The organism is Sandaracinus amylolyticus (assembly GCF_021631985.1).
In the GTDB taxonomy this organism is placed as follows: Bacteria; Myxococcota_A; Polyangia; order Polyangiales; family Sandaracinaceae; genus Sandaracinus; species Sandaracinus amylolyticus_A.
In genome coordinates, this window is the sequence record NZ_CP070225.1 from 3,046,978 (window position 1) to 3,061,996 (window position 15,019).

The window sequence follows — 15,019 nt, forward strand, 5'->3', positions numbered from 1 at the left end:
GGTCGTCGTGATCATTCATCGTCGCTGAAGTCTTCGTCGTCCTCGAACTCCGAGTCGTCGAAGTCCTCGAGCGCACCACCGATCGTCGGCTTCGAAGGCGTGATGCCCATCTGCGAGAGGCCGGGCGCAGCCTTCTGCTTGTACTGCGTCGAGGTCGGCCCGAGGTCGCCGAGGATGCTCTCGAGCGCCTGGCGCACCGCTGCGAAGTCGGTGAACGCGTGCTCGCGGAACAGGTCGTACGCGGTCCACATCAGGTCCGCGCAGATCTCCGCGGGCACCCTCCCCGTGTTCGCGCCGAGCCCGGGGAGCGCGACCGATCGGATCGTGCCGGGCTCGACCGTGTTCTGGATGTGCACCGCCTGGAACGCCGCGGCGCATGCGAGCGCGACGTTCATCGTCGCGCTGATGTCCTCCGACGACGAGACCATCGTCGGCGTCGAGATCAGGAAGCGCGGCTGCACGCGCTCCGTCGGCGTGCACGCCGCGTGACCGACCGGCATGCGCCCGGTGTAGCGATCCTTGATCGTGCGCTGCAGCGTCTTCTCGATGCCGACGCCGAGGTAGTTCTTGATCACGAGATCGAGCCCGCCGTCCATGCGGCCCGCGGAGTTCGTCGGGCTCACCCACGCGCTCGTCGACATGTCGAGCATCGAGCCGTGCACGATCTCGACCTCGGGGTTCTCCTCGAAGGTCGCGCGCCACGCGTTGATCACCTTCGGGTTCACGTCGCAGAGGACCACTTTGACCAGCATCGTTGCTTCTCCCCTCAGGAGCTGTCTCAAAATCGGCTCGCCCCGCTCCGGTCCCTTCCGTCCGCGCGCGCTCCCGTACGGGACCTCCGCGGAGCGAGCACTCCCGTCGACTCAGGCCGTGAACTCGACGAGGTACTCGAGGCGCTGCTGCTGCGTGCGATAGACGACGTACTCGTCGTCGGCGAACTGCGAGGACGCGCCCGGCTTGTTGCGCACGCCGTGGCAGGAGTCGAAGCCGTCGGGCGGGCCGTTCAGCCCGTAGGTGATCTTCGTGTACTCGGCCGCCTTGCCGAGCGCGACGCGCGCGACGCTCATGAAGCGCGTGCCCTTCTTGCCGGGCGACGTGTAGAACGCGCTCGTGCACGCCGCGTCGCCGAAGTAGATGCCGTTCCCGAGCCAGCCCGCGTCGGTGCGCTTCACGCCCATGCTGACGACGATCTTCGGCAGCAGGATCCCGCGCGACAGGATGCCGACCCAGTTCTTGATCCGCGATCCGTGGAAGAGCATGCGGTGGTTGCCGACGCCGTCGACGAACGCCTCGTGCTCGCCGGCGCGCTTCAGCGTCATCACGTTGCGCACCTTCACGCTCTTGCTCTTGATCTGCGAGCGCTCGACGTAGTCGGCGATCTCCTTCCAAGGCCCGGTGCCCGGCTCGATCCAGCCGACCTCGCAGTTGAGCGCCTTGTACTTCGCGTCGATCTCCGAATCGAAGAGCACGCTGCCGCTCTCGCCGTTGACCTGGAGCATGTCGCGCATGAGCTGCAGGGTCTCCTGCTTCGCCGCGAACTCCTCGAGCGAGTCGAGCACCGCCGACTGGATCTCCGCGCGCGTGCGGCCGAGGCGGTGGGGGATCGCGGAGTAGAAGTCGCTCGACAAGCGCGAGAGGTCGGCCTGCGCCTTCGTGCCGCGCTCCTCGAACACCTTGAACGCTTGGTTGAGGATCGCCTCGCCGCGATCGATCTGTCCGATCGTCAGCACGCCGAGCGGCGTCTCGATGCCGTGCGCGGTGATCTTCGCGGCGACGGTCGTCGTGAGCGCGTTCGTCGCCTCGTCGTAGATGTACTGGAGCATCGACTGCACGCCGGGCGGCAGCGCGGACTTCGGGATCGCGGCGCGCTTCTCCTTCTCGCCCTCGATCTTCTCGAGCGTGCGATCGTCGATCTGTCCGCTGCTCGTGCCGCGCGCCTTGTGCGAGCCGATCTTGCTCGAGGCGAGCGAGACCTCTTTGTAGCCCTTCGAAGGCGCAGTCTTCTCTTTGTAGATCTGCGCGTAGCAGGCGTCGGCGGAGCCGAGATCGTCGAAGTAGCGGCTCTCCTTCGCGCCCGCGTTGGGGTTCGTCTCGAGGTCGTCGGTGCGGCCGTAGTGCGTGAAGACGCGGTACTTGGTCCCGCCGCGGTGCAGCTCGATGCCGTAGTATTTGTTGTTGTTGTTGACGACGTCGGTGAGCTGCAGGACGGCGCGCTTCGCGATCTCGAAATCGTCGGGGAACGAGGGCTCCCCTGGGCTGCCCGTCTTCCACGCCTTCGCCTTGGCCATCTGCTCGCCCTCCCTCGCTCCGTTCGAGCCCGCAGAGGCGCTCTACGGAACGTCGCGGGAGCAGCTTCCTCGAAACGCGCGCGTCGTCGCAAGCGGGTACTCTCTCGCGCCGAGATGAGAGACGAGCTCGACGCGCTCGCCGCGCAGATCAGGCACCACGAGGCGCGATATCGAGCGGGCTCGCCCGAGATCCCCGACGCGGTGTTCGACGATCTGGTGGAGCGCCATCGCGTGCTCGCGGAGCGCCTCGGGATCGCGATCGACGCGCGACCGGGCGCCGATCACACCGAGGGGTTCACCAGCGTCGTGCACGAGGTGCCGATGCTCTCGCTCGACAAGCTCTCGCACGGAAGGCGCGACGAGCGAGGCGCGCCGATCCCGATGCGCGATCAGCTCGAGGCGTGGATCGCGCGGCGCGCGATCGAGCTCGCGATGCCCGAGGGCACGATGCCCGCGCTCACGATCGAGCCGAAGGTCGACGGGATCTCGATCTCGCTGATCTACGAGCGCGGCGAGCTCGTGCGCGCGATCACGCGCGGCGACGGGACGCGCGGCGACGACGTGACGAAGCAGGTGCGCGCGACCGGCGCGGTGCCCGATCGCATCTCGATCGATCACGGCACGATCGAGCTGCGCGGCGAGCTGTACTGGCCGCGCGATGCGTTCGAGCGCCACAACGCCGCGCTCATCGCCTCCGGCGACGCGCCGCTCGCGAACCCGCGCAACGGGTGCGCGGGGCTGGTGAAGCGCAAGGACGTGCGGGGGCTGCACGAAGCGGGGCTCGCGTGTTTCCTGTACCAGCTCGCGCGCGCATCCGACGACGTCGCGGTGCCGCGCACCCAGCGCGGTCTGCTCGCGTGGCTGCGCGATCTCGGCGCGCCCACCTACGCCGATCTCGTGACCCACGTGACCACGCTCGACGAGGCGGTCGAGGTCTGCGAGTCGTGGACCGCGAAGCGCGCGTCGTTGCCCTTCGAGATCGACGGCATGGTGCTGAAGATCGACGATCGCGACGCACACGCGCGGCTCGGCGCGACGAGCCACCATCCGCACTGGGGCGTCGCGTGGAATTCCCGCCGGAGCGGCGCCTCACGCGCGTGCTCGGCATCACGGTGACGGTCGGCAAGTCGGGCAAGCTCACGCCGGTCGCGGAGCTCGCGCCGGTGCGCCTCGCGCAGACGACGGTGGTGCGCGCGAGCCTGCACAACTTCGTCGAGCTCGACCGCAAGGACGTGCGCGTCGGCGACTGGGTCGCGGTGGAGAAGGCGGGCGACATCATCCCGCAGGTCGCGCTCGCGGAGCACGCGCTGCGCGCGCCGGGCACCGCGCCGTTCACCGTGCCGAGCGTGTGTCCGTCGTGCGGCGGCGCGCTGGAGCGCGAGGAGATCTTCCTCTTCTGCACGAGCCCGCGCTGTCCCGATCAGCTGCGCGAGCGGCTCGCCCACTTCGCGTCGCGCAAGGCGATGGACGTCGAGGGGCTCGGGGACTCGGTGATCGATCAGCTCGTGACCAAGCTCGCGGTGCGCACGCCGGATCAGCTCTTCGCGCTGCACGCGCGCGATCTCGCCGCGCTCGAGCGGATGGGCGACAAGAGCGCGCAGAAGATCGCGGAGCGCCTCGAGGGCGCGAAGGATCGCGGGCTCACGCGCGTGCTCCACGGCCTCGCGATCCGTCACGTGGGCGAGACGCTCGCGCGCGATCTCGCGCTGCACTTCCGCACGATGGACGCGCTGCTCGCGTTCTCCGATCGCTACGTCGCAGGCGACGAGAGCGCGATCGCGGAGGTCGCGCCCAACAACGGGACCGGCGTCGTCCCGGGGCTCGCGCGCCGCAGCGCGGACGTGATCTTCGCGGTGCTCGCGTCTCCCGCGATGCGTGAGATCGTGCGCGGCCTCGCGTCGCACGGCGTGAGGCTCGACGCGATCGAGGAGCGCGCGGTCGCGGTCGAGGGCGTCGCGGGCAAGACGTTCGTGCTCACCGGGACGCTGCCGAGCCTCTCGCGCGAAGCGGCGAGCGCGCGCATCCGAGCGGCGGGCGGGCGCGTGTCGAGCGCGGTGAGCAAGAAGACGGACTACGTCGTCGCGGGCGCGGAAGCGGGCACGAAGCTCGAGCAGGCGCAGAGCCTCGGGGTCGCGGTGCTCGACGAGGGCGCGCTCGTCGAGCTGCTCGCGGGAGGTCCAGTCGCGAGGTCGTGACGAGGCCGCCGCGAGTTCGTCTCACACGACGCATCCGGCTCTCGTAAGGAGCGTCCCGAGCTCGGAAGGAGCAAGGGATGACGAAGACGAAGCACGTCGCGGTCGGGATCCTGTGCGTGGGCGCGCTGGTGCTCGGCGCGTGTACCGGTGAGCGAGGGCCAGCGGGCGCCGACGGCACGGACGGCCAGGACGGCACGAACGGAATGGACGGTACCGATGGAATGGACGGCACCGACGGAACCGATGGCAGTGACGGGATGGACGGTACCGACGGAATGGACGGCACCGACGGAATGGATGGCGAGGACGGTGCGCCGATCGCCGCGGGCATCTTCCTGAACCGCGTCGGTCGCTACGAGAGCGGGCTCTTCGGCGTGGGCGGCGCGGAGATCGTCGCGTTCGACGCGATCACCGATCGCCTCTTCGTCGTGAACGCCGCGAACGCGACCGTCGACGTGCTGGACCTCGCCGACCCGACCGCGCCCACGCTGATCGACACCATCGAGGTCGGCACCGCGATCCCGGGCCGCACGCTCGGCAGCGCGAACAGCGTCTCGGTCGCGCGGGGAACGCTCGCGGTCGCCATCGAGGCCGAGCCCTCGCAGCAGCCCGGCGTCGTCGCGTTCTACTCGACGTCGACGCTCGCGCTGCTCGGCACCGTCGACGTCGGCGCGCTCCCCGACATGCTGACGTTCACGCCCGACGGCAACCGCGTGCTCGTCGCGAACGAAGGCGAGCCGAGCACCGACTACACCGTCGATCCCGAGGGCTCGGTGTCGGTCATCGACGTGAGCGCCGGCTTCGCCGCGCCGACCGCGACCGCGGTGCGCTTCACCGCGCTCGACGACGACGCCGCGACGCTGCGCGCCGCGGGCGTGCGCATCTACGGCACGAACGCGACGGTCTCGCAGGACTTCGAGCCCGAGTACATCGCGACCGACGGCAGCACCGCGTGGGTCACGCTGCAGGAGAACAACGCGCTCGCGATGATCGATCTGACCGCGACGCCCCCCGCGGTGACGCGCGTCGTCGCGCTCGGGCTCAAGGATCACATGCTGCCCGGCAACGAGCTCGACCCGAGCGATCGCGACAACCGCGTGAGCCTCCGCGCCTGGCCCGTGTACGGCATGTACCAGCCCGACACGATCGCGCTCTACGTCGCGAACGACACGCCGTACCTCATCACCGCGAACGAAGGCGATGCGCGCGCGTACGACGCGCTGAACGAGGAGACGCGCGTCGGCAGCGTCACGCTCGATCCGACCGCGTTCCCCGACGCGACCACGCTGCGCGCGAACGCCGCGCTCGGCCGCCTTCGCATCACCAGCCGCGACGGCGACACCGACGGCGACGGCGACTTCGACGAGCTGCACGCGTTCGGCGCGCGCTCGTTCTCCATCTGGAACGGCGTGAGCGGCGCGCTCGTCTACGACAGCGCGAACGAGATCGAGGTCGTCACCGCGCGTCGCCTCGGTCGCGACTTCAACAACGCGAACGACGAGAACGCGGGCGACTCGCGCTCCGACGACAAGGGCCCGGAGCCCGAGGCCGTCGCGGTCGGAGAGATCGACGGCGTGACCTACGCGTTCGTCGGCCTCGAGCGCACCGGCGGCGTGATGGTCTACGACGTGAGCCACCCCGAGAGCCCGCGCTTCGTCCAGTACGTGAACGAGCGCGACTTCCGCGCGGAAGACGCCGAGGACGCGGGCGATCTCGGGCCCGAGTGCGTCGTGTTCGTCTCCGCGGCGAACAGCCCGACCGGCGTGCCGCTCGTCATCGTCGGCAACGAGATCAGCGGCTCGACGTCGATCTACGCGGTGCGCGTCGCGGGCCGCTGAGGCTCACGCGACCTCGAAGTCCTTGCAGAACACGACTCGCTGATCGCTCTCCGCGTCGCGCGGCGCACGGTGCTCGTCGGTCGGGTATCCGTGCGCGCACGCGTCGCGCGTGTCGTCCCAGAGCGCGCAGTCCTCGCAGTGCAGCTTCAGCACGAAGCGGACGCGCTCGTCGCGGAACACGCGGTCGACCGGGAGCTTCACGCGATCAGCACGCCTCGAGCTTGTCGACGCGGCGCTGGTGGCGACCGCCTTCGAACTGTTGTCCGAGGAACGCCTCGAGGATCTCGCGCGCCAGGCCCGGTCCGACCACGCGCGCGCCCATGCAGAGCACGTTCGCGTCGTTGTGCCGGCGCGACATCGCCGCGCTGTAGGGCTCGCTGCACACCACCGCGCGGATGTGCGGCAGCTTGTTCGCCGCGATCGCCATCCCGACGCCGCTCCCGCAGATCAGCACCGCGAACCGGTGCTTGCCCTCCGCGACCAGCGACGAGGCGCGACGGGCATAGTCGGGATAGTCGACCGAGGCAGTGTCGTGCGTCCCGAGGTCTTCGAACGTGCGGCCGAGCTCCTGGAGCGCGGTCACGATCTCTTGCTTCAGCGGCAGTCCGGCGTGATCACAAGCGATGACGATCGAGTCCGACGACGACATGCACGAGCTCCTGGCAAGCAGCGTACCCGACGGTGCGTGGCGCCGTCCTGGACCGGCGTTCGCCGTCGTCGGGCATCACGGGGCCCAACCCTGACCCAGGTTCGGCTCGCGTGCAGCCTTTGGCTCACGGCCGTGCGGGCGACCGGATCGGAGCGCCCGCTTCGTTCTCCGCACCCGCGTCAGCGCGAAGCGACGGCGACTCGCTCGCGAGCCGAGACGCAAAGCGGGGCTGGGGCCCCGCGCGCAGCGCGAAGCGGCCGGGGTCGAGAGGGGGCGAAGCCCCCCGGAAAACTAGTGCTTGCCGAAGGCAAGCGTGACGTTCGTGCCGCCGAACCCGAAGCTGTTCGAGAGCACCACGTCCATCGCACGACGACGCGCCTCGTGCGGCACGAGATCCATGCCCTCGGCCTCGTCGTCGGGGTTCTCGAGGTTGATCGTCGGCGGCACCGCACCGTCGCGCAGCGCGAGCACCGCGAACACCGCCTCGATGCCGCCGGCCGCGCCGAGCAGGTGCCCGGTCATGCTCTTCGTCGCCGAGATCCAGACGCCGTTCGCGTCCTTCCGCCCCAGCGCGCGCTCGCCGAAGATCTTCTTGAGCGCCTGCAGCTCCTGCTTGTCGCCGGTCGGCGTGCTGGTCGCGTGCGCGTTGACGTAGTGCACGCGCTCGAGGTCGATCTTGCCGTCGCGGAGCGCGTTCTTCATCGCACGCTGCGCGCCCTCGCCCTCGGGGGCCGGCTGCGTCAGGTGGTACGCGTCGCTCGTCGCGCCGTAGCCGAGGATCTCGCAGAGGATGTTCGCGCCGCGCGCGATCGCGCGCTCGCGCTCCTCGAGGATCATCACGCCCGCGCCCTCGGCCATCACGAAGCCGTCGCGGTCACGATCGAAGGGACGGCTCGCGCGCTGCGGCTCGTCGTTGCGCTCGCTGAGCGCGCGCATCGCCGTGAAGCCACCGACGCCGAGGCCGCTGATCGTGCTCTCCGCGCCGCCCGCGACCGCGACGTCGATGTCGCCGCGCTGGATCCAGCGGAACGCCTCACCGACCGCGTGCGCGCCCGACGAGCACGCGCTCGTCGTCGTGTAATTCGGGCCCTTGAACCCGTAGCGCATCGAGACGTGGCCCGGCGCGAGGTTCGAGATCGCCGCGGGGATGAAGTACGGCGAGATGCGGCGGGGGCCCTTCTCGAGCAGCGTCTCCTTCATGCGCTCGATCAGCTCGAGGCCGCAGAGGCCGACGCCGATGAACGTGCCGACGCGCTCGAGATCGTCCTCCGAGAGCGCGGTCGCGAGCAGGCCCGAGTTCTCGACCGCCTGCACCGACGCGCCCATCGCGAGGTGGATGAAGCGGTCGCCTTCGCGGAGGCGCTTCTTCTCGATGTACTTCTCGGGATCGAAGTCGAGGCACTCACCCGCGATGCGGCACGCGAACGTGCTCGCGTCGAAGCGCTGGATCGGCCCGATGCCGCTCTTGCCGGCGAGCAGCGCCTGCCAGGTGGTCTCGACGTCCGCGCCCACCGGGCTCACCGCGCCCACCCCCGTGACCACCACCCTACGCATGTCCGCCTCTCCGAATGGTTTCGGCTGGGTCTCGACGAGACCCAGCCGGTCCTACGTCGCTTCGCTCCGCGAACGACCTTGCCGACTCACCGCGAGGGGAGTCGGAAGATCACTTCTTGGTACGCGTCGAGATATAGGAAATCGCGTCGCCGACCGTGCGGATCTTCTCGGTGTCCTCGTCCGGGATGTCGATCTCGAACTGCTCTTCGAACGCGAGCACGAGCTCCACGATCGCGAGCGAGTCGGCGCCGAGGTCGTCGATGAATTGCGACTCCGGCTTGATCTGCGCGACGTCGACGTCGAGCTGCTGCGAGACGATCTCCTTGACCTTGTCTGCGATCTCCATGCCCGGTCCTCTCTTGCTCCGACCGCCTGAATCCTTGCGCCAGACGCTCCGCCCTCGGAGCGCTGCGCGTGCTCACACGTACATGCCGCCGTTGACGCGGATGGTCTGACCCGTGACGTACGAGGCCTCGTCGCTCGCGAGGAAGACGACCGCGGCGGCCACCTCCTCCGCCGTGCCCTGACGCCCGAGCGGGGTCTGGGCGACGATCGCCTGCTTCGCCTGCTCCGGCAGGCTCGACGTCATGTCCGTCTCGATGAAGCCGGGCGCCACGGCGTTGACCGTGATGCCGCGCGAGGCGTACTCCCGCGCGAGCGTCTTCGTCAACCCCAGCAGAGCGGCCTTGCTGGCCGAGTACACGGCCTGCCCGGGGTTGCCCGACTCGGCCACGACGCTCGACAGGTTGATGATGCGGCCGCGCTTGGCCTTCATCATCGGGCGCATCGCCGCCTTCGCGCACCAGAGCGAGCCCGCGACGTTCGTGGAGAACGTCTTCTCGAGCTCCTCCGGCTTGATGCGGATGAGCAGCTGATCGACCGCGATCCCCGCGTTGTTCACGAGGATGTCGAGGCGTCCCTTGCGCTTCACGAGGTCGGTGACCGCTTGGTCGCACGCCTCGGGATCCGCCACGTCGAACCGGCTGATCTCGCCGTCGCCGCCCGCCGCCCGCACGAGGTCAAGGGTCTGCGCTGCTGCGCCCTCGTTGCTCGAGTAGTTGATCGCGACGTACGCGCCCTGCTTCGCGAGCGCGATGCAGCACGCACGGCCGATGCCGCGCGAGCCACCGGTGACCAGCGCGACTCTGTCCTTCAGATCGAACACGTTCGCCTCCCCTCGACCGCCCCCCCGGCGATCGGGATCGATTCGATCAGGACTCGCTCTCGGCCTGGCCCTTTTCCTTCACCTGACGGCCGCCGTAGTGGCCGCAGGCCTCGCACACCCGGTGCGGGACCGTCATCGCGCCGCAATTGGCGCAGGCGACGATCGTCGGGGCGGCGACCTTGTCGTGGTTCGCGCGACGCATGTTGCGCTTGGAACGGGTGGTACGGCGCTTCGGAACGGCCACGGTGGATCCTCCTCGGGTGGGCTCGGCTCAGGAGCCCTTCTTCTTCGTCTTGTCCATCAGGTCCATCAGCGGCGCGAGGCGCGGATCGACCTTCTTTCCTTCGTGGATCGGCGCCTCGTGGAGGTCGGCCGGGCCGCGGATGGCGGCGGGGACCTCGAGGCCCGTGCAGGTCTCGCTGCAGAGCGTCTGCATCGGCACCTCGAGCAGCACGTGCTCGCGGACGAGCGCGTCGAGCGCGACGGTGTCGCCGCGATAGAACTCGGTGTCGAGCTCCTCGGGCGTGAGGTCCTCTTCGTCCGCGACGGGACGAAGGGTCTCGCTGCGCAGGGTGAAGAGCGCGGTGATCGCGGTGTCCACCGGGACGTGCGCCTCGCCGAGGCAGCGGGCGCACTCGGCGATCAGGTGCGTCTTGACGCGGCCGCGCACGACCACGTCCTCACCGCTCTTCTCGGCCCAGACGGACACCACGCCGTCGGGCTGTGCGGGATCGGCCTTGAGCGCGTCACCGGGCTTCGCGTCGGCGAGACCGAGCGATGCATCGAGCCACCCGCGGCGGAGCGGGAAGTCGTACTGCTTCCCGCCCGCTTCGAGCTCGAGCACCTTGATCTCGAATTCCGCCATGACGCTTTGGTGACCGCAAAGGCCCCGAAAAAGGGCGCTAGGTATAGAAGAGGCCTTCGGGGAGTCAAGGAGAGTCGGGGGCAGGCGTCGTGCCGATTCCCGAGGAGCCGATCGTGAGCAGGAGCGGACGGCTGGGCGCGCGGCTTCCGTCGGCCCGGACCAGCTCGGGACCGACGAGCGCGGGCGCGAACGCGGTCACGGCGTCGGCGCTCGCGAGCACGCGACCGGCGTGCGACTCGGGCCACGCGACCAGCGCGTGACGCGCTCCGATCGCGCTCGCGAGGCCGGCGATCGAGGCACTTCCCGCGTCGCCGCCCTCCATGCCGATCGCCGTCGGCGCGGCCCAGGAGAGAAGGATGCGCTGCTCGTCCGCGGCGGGATCACCGAGCGCGTCGGCGATGGTGTCCGCATCGTCGGCGCCGAGGCCGCACGCGGTGTCGGAGCGCGCGTACCGACCCTCGGGCGCGCCCGCGGCGGGCACGAGCACGAGATGTGTGCCGATGCGCACGGAGCGGAGCGCGGAGACGTCGATCACCCGATCACGCGCGGGCGATTCGAGCGCGTCCAGCGCGGCGCGGAGGTGCGCGGGATCGTCGCGCCCACCCGCGAGGATCAGCGTGAGGATCTCGAGCTGCGCGAGCGATGCGACGTTCGCGGTGGTCGTCGCTTCGTCGTCACCCAGCGAGCCGAGCACCACGAGCAGGCGCGCCGGTCCGAGCGAGCCGAGCGCGACGGGATCACGGAACGGCGCGGGGCCACGCGCGAGCGCGATCGGGAACGACTCGGGGAGCCCTTCGATCGCGAGCGAGCGGTCCTCGATGCGCCACGTGAGATCACCCACGCGTGCGCTCCGCGCGGCAGGCGGATCGGCGATCGCACACCGGGCGTACGGCGTGGGCCCGCCCGCGAGCGGAGCCGCGGCGCCGCACCCGCACGACGAGCAACAGCCCGGCAGACAGAGCAGCAGCGCGAGAGCGTACCGGCGCATCGCGCGCGGTGCGTAGCACAGTCACAGCAACGAGAGCTGGGATCCGATCACGCGATCACCCTCGATGCCGACGCCCTCGAGCGCGAGGAGCACGCGCTTGCGCGGAAGGCCTCCGGTGTAGCCGCCGATGCGCGAGCCCTGCGCGATGATGCGATGACAGGGCACGACGATCGGGATCGGGTTTCGCGACATCGCCATCCCGACCGCGCGCATCGCGCGCGGCGAGCCCGCGTCGGCAGCGAGCCCGGCGTACGTGCGAACCTGGCCGCGGCCCACCGCGCGGAGCGCGGACCACACGCGGTTCTGGAACTCGGTGCCGCGGAGATCGACGTCGAGCGTCGCAGGATCGATCGGCGCGCCCGAGTCGAACGCGCGCAGCGGAGCGGCGAAGCGCGCGGGCACCTCGACCGCGCTCGCATCGCGCGGCACCTCGGGCAGCCAGCGCACGCGCGCGTCGTGATCGACGTCGAGCGCGAGCTGCTCGATCCACACGAGGCCGTGCGCGCTCCACGCGAGGTGCAGCCGGCCGAGGTGCGCGAGATCGAGCACGCCCCACCCCGGGGTGATAGGTTGCTCGTCCGTCGTGCTCGCCGCGGTCCGCATGCTTTTCGCGATCGGGATGATCGCCGCGATCGGGTGTGGCCCGAGTCTACGCCGCGTGCACCGGAGCAACGTGTACTTCGAGCGCTGCTACGCGGCGGACCTCGATCGTCGCGTGCCGGTGGAGGAGCGTCGCGCGTGCTGGCAGGCGTGGGCCACGCACTGGCAAGAGGGCCAGGATCCCGCGCGCATCGACTACGTGCGCGAGCGCCTCTTGCGGCTCGATCCCGAGCGCGCGGCGCTGGTCGCGCTCGCGACCGGGGGCAGCGATGCGGACCCGGTGCCGCTCACCGAGACGACCCCGGCGATCGCGTCGGAGGCGCAGCACGTGGCCGAGGCGTCGAGCACGAGCGCCGACGAAGCGGTGAGCGCGACGACCGAGACGCCGATCGAGCGCGCGCCCGAGGTGGCGCCGAGCGATGGCCGCGAGGCCGAGCCCGTGGGCACGCCCGAGCCCCCGCCGCGCGCGGCTCCGACCGCGCGCGAGCGACGCGCATCGCGTCCGGCGGTGATGCCGATCGTCGAGCCGGCGCACTGCGCGGCGGCGTGTCGGCCTTCGTGGCTGGAGTGCACGGCGCGCTGTGACGAGTTCGATCGATTCGCGTGCGAGCGCGCGTGCCGCGCCCAGCTCCGCACCTGCGCCCGCGCGTGCTATTGACGCGCCGCGCGCGGGGCCCGGGTGATGATTTGCCGGGCGGTCACGCTCCGTGACATCGTTCGGCCCCGTCTCGACCCGAGCCCGCCACACCGCCCGCTTAGAAGCTTGTTCGGTACTGCACGCGGCCGTTTCGCGCGTGCCCTCCCCGGGGGGTCCCGATGGTGGAAATGCTGCCCTGGATCGTGCTCGGTTGCGCGGTGTTCGCGTACGGTTTCTTCGGGCTCGGCGCGATCGCGACGCTGCGGCACACGAAGCGACGCGCCCGTTCGATCGAGGCCGAGCGTCTCCCAGCGGTCTCGCTGCTCAAGCCGCTCAAGGGGGTCGAGGAGTCGCTCGAGGAGAACCTCGAGTCGTTCTTCACGCAGGACTACGGCGGGCCGATCGAGATCGTGTTCGCGACCGCCGAGCCCGACGACTATGCGCTGCCGGTCGCGCGTCGGGTCGCGGCGCGATACCCCGAGATCGACGTGCGCTTCGTGCTCTCGGATCCGGATTACGGGCTCAACCCGAAGGTCGCGAACCTCGCGGGCGCGCTGCGCGCGGCGAAGCACGATCTCGTGCTGCAGAGCGACGCGAACGTGCGCGCGCGGCCCGACTACCTGCGCCGCGTGGTGAGCGAGCTGGTCGAAGAGGACGGCGCGCTGCTCTCGAGCATGGTCGTCGGCGTGGGCGAACGATCGCCGGGCGCGGCGATGGAGAACCTGCAGCTCTCGGCGATGATCGCGCCCTCGACCTGCTTCGCGCTGCACTACTTCGGCGTCACGTGCGTGATCGGCAAGTCGATGCTGTTCAAGCGCAGCGTGCTCGCGGAGCTCGGCGGGCTCGAGCGCGTGAAGGACGTGCTCGCGGAGGACTACCTGCTCGGGCGCGCGTTCGAGAAGGCGGGGCGCAGGGTGATCCTGTCGACGACGGTCGCGGAGAACGTGAACCACGAGGTGTCGATCGATCGGTTCATGAGCCGTCACGCGCGCTGGCTGAAGATGCGCGCGGTGATCCATCCGCCTGCGTTCGTCGCGGACCTCTTCGCGAACCCGGTGGGGCTCGGGGTGATCGCGACGGTGCTCTCGGGCTTCGACGTGCGCTTCGTGGCGGCGCTGCTCGCGCTGGTGATCGCGAAGGCGAGCACGGACGCGATGCTGCTGCGTCGGACGCGCGGCGAGGCGATGCCGTGGAAGCTGCTGGCGTGCGCGCCGCTCAAGGACGTGCTGCTGCTGGCGATCTGGCCCTATGCGGCGATCTCGCGGTCGATCGAGTGGCGCGGGACTCGGCTGCGGCTCGGGTGGCAGACGCGGCTTCGGCCGGATGATGGGGCGCTCGCGGTGCGGGTGGCTCGTCGGCTGATCGGGCGCGTGGGGTGAGGTCTCGGCGGGGGCGGGGCGAGCGCCTCACGCCATGCGGCGTGCGCTCTGGGGCGCGAGCGTCGCGAGGAAGCCCTCGATCGCTTCGCGTACTGCGTCGGGCTGCTCCCACGCGCTGAGGTGGCCTGCGCGCGGGATCTGCACGAGGCGCGCGCCGCGGATGCCGGCGACGATGTCCTCGGAGCGTGCCCGGGGCGTCGCGACGTCGTCGGCGCCGACCACCACCAGCGTGGGCGCGTCGATGCGCGGCAGCTGCGGGCGCAGATCCTCGCGGCCGAGGATCACCGCGTCGACGGCGCGGCGGATCGACTCGCGATCCATTGCCGCGACGCCGCGGCGGAACGCGTCGACCGCCGGGCGGTTCGCGCGCAGCGAGTACGGCGAGAAGTAGATGGGCTCGAGGCGATCGAGGAGCGGCGGGATCGGGCCGAGCAGCCGCGAGATCATCGCCATCGCGCGGTACGCGGGCAGCTTCTCCGGCACCTCGCGATCGGCGTTGCCGTCGATCAACACGAGCCCGGACACGCGCTCGGGCGCACGCAGCGCGAGGCGCATGCCGACCATCGCGCCCCAGGAGAGACCGCACCACACCGCGCGCCGCACGCCGCACGCGTCGAGCACCGCGAGCGCGGCGTCGACGTTGTCGTCGAGCGTGTACGGCTCGCGCACCCGCGAGCTGCGACCGTGCCCGGGTCCGTCGATGTTGATGACGCGATGCGCACGCGAGAGCTCCTCGGGAATGGAGCTCCACATCGAGCCACTGCAGAGCACGGAGGGCCAGAGGACGATGGGCGATCCTTCGCCTCGAACGTCGACGTAGAGCCGCCCGCAGCGTCGCGTCTCGACCAGCATCGAGCGAGA

General features: G+C 70.4%; 17 protein-coding genes. 5 read left to right on the forward strand and 12 right to left on the reverse strand.

The genetic code is table 11. From position 1 onward, the window contains the following. Nucleotides 1-11: 11 nt before the first annotated feature. Nucleotides 12-752, reverse strand: coding sequence for a macro domain-containing protein (locus tag I5071_RS12590; protein ID WP_236605680.1), 741 nt, complete (start codon nucleotides 750-752; stop codon nucleotides 12-14). Nucleotides 753-863: 111 nt separating this feature from the next. Next, nucleotides 864-2,288, reverse strand: coding sequence for a WGR domain-containing protein (locus I5071_RS12595; RefSeq protein ID WP_236605681.1), 1,425 nt, complete (start codon nucleotides 2,286-2,288; stop codon nucleotides 864-866). A 114-nt stretch (nucleotides 2,289-2,402) separates the two neighbouring features. Between I5071_RS12595 and I5071_RS12600 the strand changes: the two genes are divergently transcribed. The 3 genes from I5071_RS12600 (at nucleotide 2,403) to I5071_RS12610 (ending at nucleotide 6,321) form a co-directional block, all read left to right on the forward strand. Further along, a complete protein-coding gene (locus tag I5071_RS12600) occupies nucleotides 2,403-3,404 on the forward strand; it encodes a hypothetical protein (protein WP_236605682.1) in 1,002 nt (333 codons plus the stop codon). Next, nucleotides 3,353-4,483 carry a BRCT domain-containing protein gene (locus tag I5071_RS12605; protein WP_236605683.1) on the forward strand — a complete coding sequence of 377 codons (1,131 nt, stop codon included), beginning with the start codon at nucleotides 3,353-3,355 and terminating at the stop codon, nucleotides 4,481-4,483. The genes I5071_RS12600 and I5071_RS12605 overlap by 52 nt, the downstream gene beginning before the upstream one ends. Nucleotides 4,484-4,560: 77 nt before the next feature. Continuing rightward, nucleotides 4,561-6,321 carry a choice-of-anchor I family protein gene (locus I5071_RS12610; RefSeq protein WP_236605684.1) on the forward strand — a complete coding sequence of 587 codons (1,761 nt, stop codon included), beginning with the start codon at nucleotides 4,561-4,563 and terminating at the stop codon, nucleotides 6,319-6,321. 3 nt (nucleotides 6,322-6,324) lie between these two features. On the opposite strand, the gene I5071_RS12615 is transcribed toward I5071_RS12610, so the two are convergent. From I5071_RS12615 to I5071_RS12655, 9 genes are all read right to left on the reverse strand, one after another. Then, nucleotides 6,325-6,522 (reverse strand): hypothetical protein, encoded by a 198-nt coding sequence (locus I5071_RS12615; protein ID WP_236605685.1) that lies wholly within the window; start codon nucleotides 6,520-6,522, stop codon nucleotides 6,325-6,327. Nucleotides 6,523-6,526: 4 nt separating this feature from the next. Further along, a complete protein-coding gene (rpiB, locus tag I5071_RS12620; RefSeq protein ID WP_236605686.1) occupies nucleotides 6,527-6,970 on the reverse strand; it encodes a ribose 5-phosphate isomerase B in 444 nt (147 codons plus the stop codon). 291 nt (nucleotides 6,971-7,261) lie between these two features. Next, entirely contained in the window at nucleotides 7,262-8,524 is a 1,263-nt protein-coding gene (gene fabF / locus I5071_RS12625; protein WP_236605687.1) for a beta-ketoacyl-ACP synthase II, read from the reverse strand. Between the two features lie 109 nt (nucleotides 8,525-8,633). Next, nucleotides 8,634-8,870, reverse strand: a complete 237-nt coding sequence (locus tag I5071_RS12630; protein WP_053233884.1) for an acyl carrier protein — start codon at nucleotides 8,868-8,870, stop codon at nucleotides 8,634-8,636. 72 nt (nucleotides 8,871-8,942) lie between these two features. Beyond that, nucleotides 8,943-9,689 (reverse strand): 3-oxoacyl-ACP reductase family protein, encoded by a 747-nt coding sequence (locus tag I5071_RS12635; protein ID WP_236605688.1) that lies wholly within the window; start codon nucleotides 9,687-9,689, stop codon nucleotides 8,943-8,945. Nucleotides 9,690-9,735: 46 nt separating this feature from the next. Beyond that, on the reverse strand, nucleotides 9,736-9,933 hold the full coding sequence (gene rpmF, locus I5071_RS12640; protein WP_236605689.1) for a 50S ribosomal protein L32: 198 nt from the start codon (nucleotides 9,931-9,933) through the stop codon (nucleotides 9,736-9,738). Between the two features lie 27 nt (nucleotides 9,934-9,960). Further along, nucleotides 9,961-10,554 (reverse strand): YceD family protein, encoded by a 594-nt coding sequence (locus tag I5071_RS12645; RefSeq protein WP_236605690.1) that lies wholly within the window; start codon nucleotides 10,552-10,554, stop codon nucleotides 9,961-9,963. A 64-nt stretch (nucleotides 10,555-10,618) separates the two neighbouring features. After that, complete coding sequence (locus I5071_RS12650; protein WP_236605691.1) at nucleotides 10,619-11,542, reverse strand: hypothetical protein; 924 nt, start codon at nucleotides 11,540-11,542, stop codon at nucleotides 10,619-10,621. A 21-nt stretch (nucleotides 11,543-11,563) separates the two neighbouring features. Then, nucleotides 11,564-12,145, reverse strand: coding sequence for a methylated-DNA--[protein]-cysteine S-methyltransferase (locus I5071_RS12655; RefSeq protein ID WP_236605692.1), 582 nt, complete (start codon nucleotides 12,143-12,145; stop codon nucleotides 11,564-11,566). On the opposite strand from I5071_RS12655, the gene I5071_RS12660 reads away from it, so the two are divergent. Together I5071_RS12660 and I5071_RS12665 are read left to right on the forward strand one after the other, a co-directional pair. After that, nucleotides 12,144-12,800: a hypothetical protein gene (locus I5071_RS12660; protein WP_236605693.1), complete on the forward strand. Its 657-nt coding sequence runs from the start codon at nucleotides 12,144-12,146 to the stop codon at nucleotides 12,798-12,800. The genes I5071_RS12655 and I5071_RS12660 overlap by 2 nt on opposite strands. A 167-nt stretch (nucleotides 12,801-12,967) precedes the next feature. Further along, on the forward strand, nucleotides 12,968-14,158 hold the full coding sequence (locus I5071_RS12665) for a glycosyltransferase (RefSeq protein ID WP_236605694.1): 1,191 nt from the start codon (nucleotides 12,968-12,970) through the stop codon (nucleotides 14,156-14,158). 27 nt (nucleotides 14,159-14,185) lie between these two features. On the opposite strand, the gene I5071_RS12670 is transcribed toward I5071_RS12665, so the two are convergent. Continuing rightward, on the reverse strand, nucleotides 14,186-15,010 hold the full coding sequence (locus tag I5071_RS12670) for an alpha/beta fold hydrolase (protein WP_236605695.1): 825 nt from the start codon (nucleotides 15,008-15,010) through the stop codon (nucleotides 14,186-14,188). Nucleotides 15,011-15,019: the final 9 nt, after the last annotated feature.

What these genes read in the sequence shown, in the direction of transcription:
- I5071_RS12645 (WP_236605690.1), bottom strand. Translation starts at nt 10,554, where the DNA reads ATGGCGGAATTCGAGATCAAGGTGCTCGAGCTCGAAGCGGGCGGGAAG.
- I5071_RS12610 (WP_236605684.1), top strand. Translation starts at nt 4,561, where the DNA reads ATGACGAAGACGAAGCACGTCGCGGTCGGGATCCTGTGCGTGGGCGCG.
- I5071_RS12660 (WP_236605693.1), top strand. Translation starts at nt 12,144, where the DNA reads ATGCTTTTCGCGATCGGGATGATCGCCGCGATCGGGTGTGGCCCGAGT.
- I5071_RS12595 (WP_236605681.1), bottom strand. Translation starts at nt 2,288, where the DNA reads ATGGCCAAGGCGAAGGCGTGGAAGACGGGCAGCCCAGGGGAGCCCTCG.
- I5071_RS12665 (WP_236605694.1), top strand. Translation starts at nt 12,968, where the DNA reads ATGCTGCCCTGGATCGTGCTCGGTTGCGCGGTGTTCGCGTACGGTTTC.
- I5071_RS12650 (WP_236605691.1), bottom strand. Translation starts at nt 11,542, where the DNA reads ATGCGCCGGTACGCTCTCGCGCTGCTGCTCTGTCTGCCGGGCTGTTGC.
- I5071_RS12590 (WP_236605680.1), bottom strand. Translation starts at nt 752, where the DNA reads ATGCTGGTCAAAGTGGTCCTCTGCGACGTGAACCCGAAGGTGATCAAC.
- rpiB (WP_236605686.1), bottom strand. Translation starts at nt 6,970, where the DNA reads ATGTCGTCGTCGGACTCGATCGTCATCGCTTGTGATCACGCCGGACTG.
- I5071_RS12600 (WP_236605682.1), top strand. Translation starts at nt 2,403, where the DNA reads ATGAGAGACGAGCTCGACGCGCTCGCCGCGCAGATCAGGCACCACGAG.
- I5071_RS12630 (WP_053233884.1), bottom strand. Translation starts at nt 8,870, where the DNA reads ATGGAGATCGCAGACAAGGTCAAGGAGATCGTCTCGCAGCAGCTCGAC.
- fabF (WP_236605687.1), bottom strand. Translation starts at nt 8,524, where the DNA reads ATGCGTAGGGTGGTGGTCACGGGGGTGGGCGCGGTGAGCCCGGTGGGC.
- I5071_RS12655 (WP_236605692.1), bottom strand. Translation starts at nt 12,145, where the DNA reads ATGCGGACCGCGGCGAGCACGACGGACGAGCAACCTATCACCCCGGGG.
- I5071_RS12670 (WP_236605695.1), bottom strand. Translation starts at nt 15,010, where the DNA reads ATGCTGGTCGAGACGCGACGCTGCGGGCGGCTCTACGTCGACGTTCGA.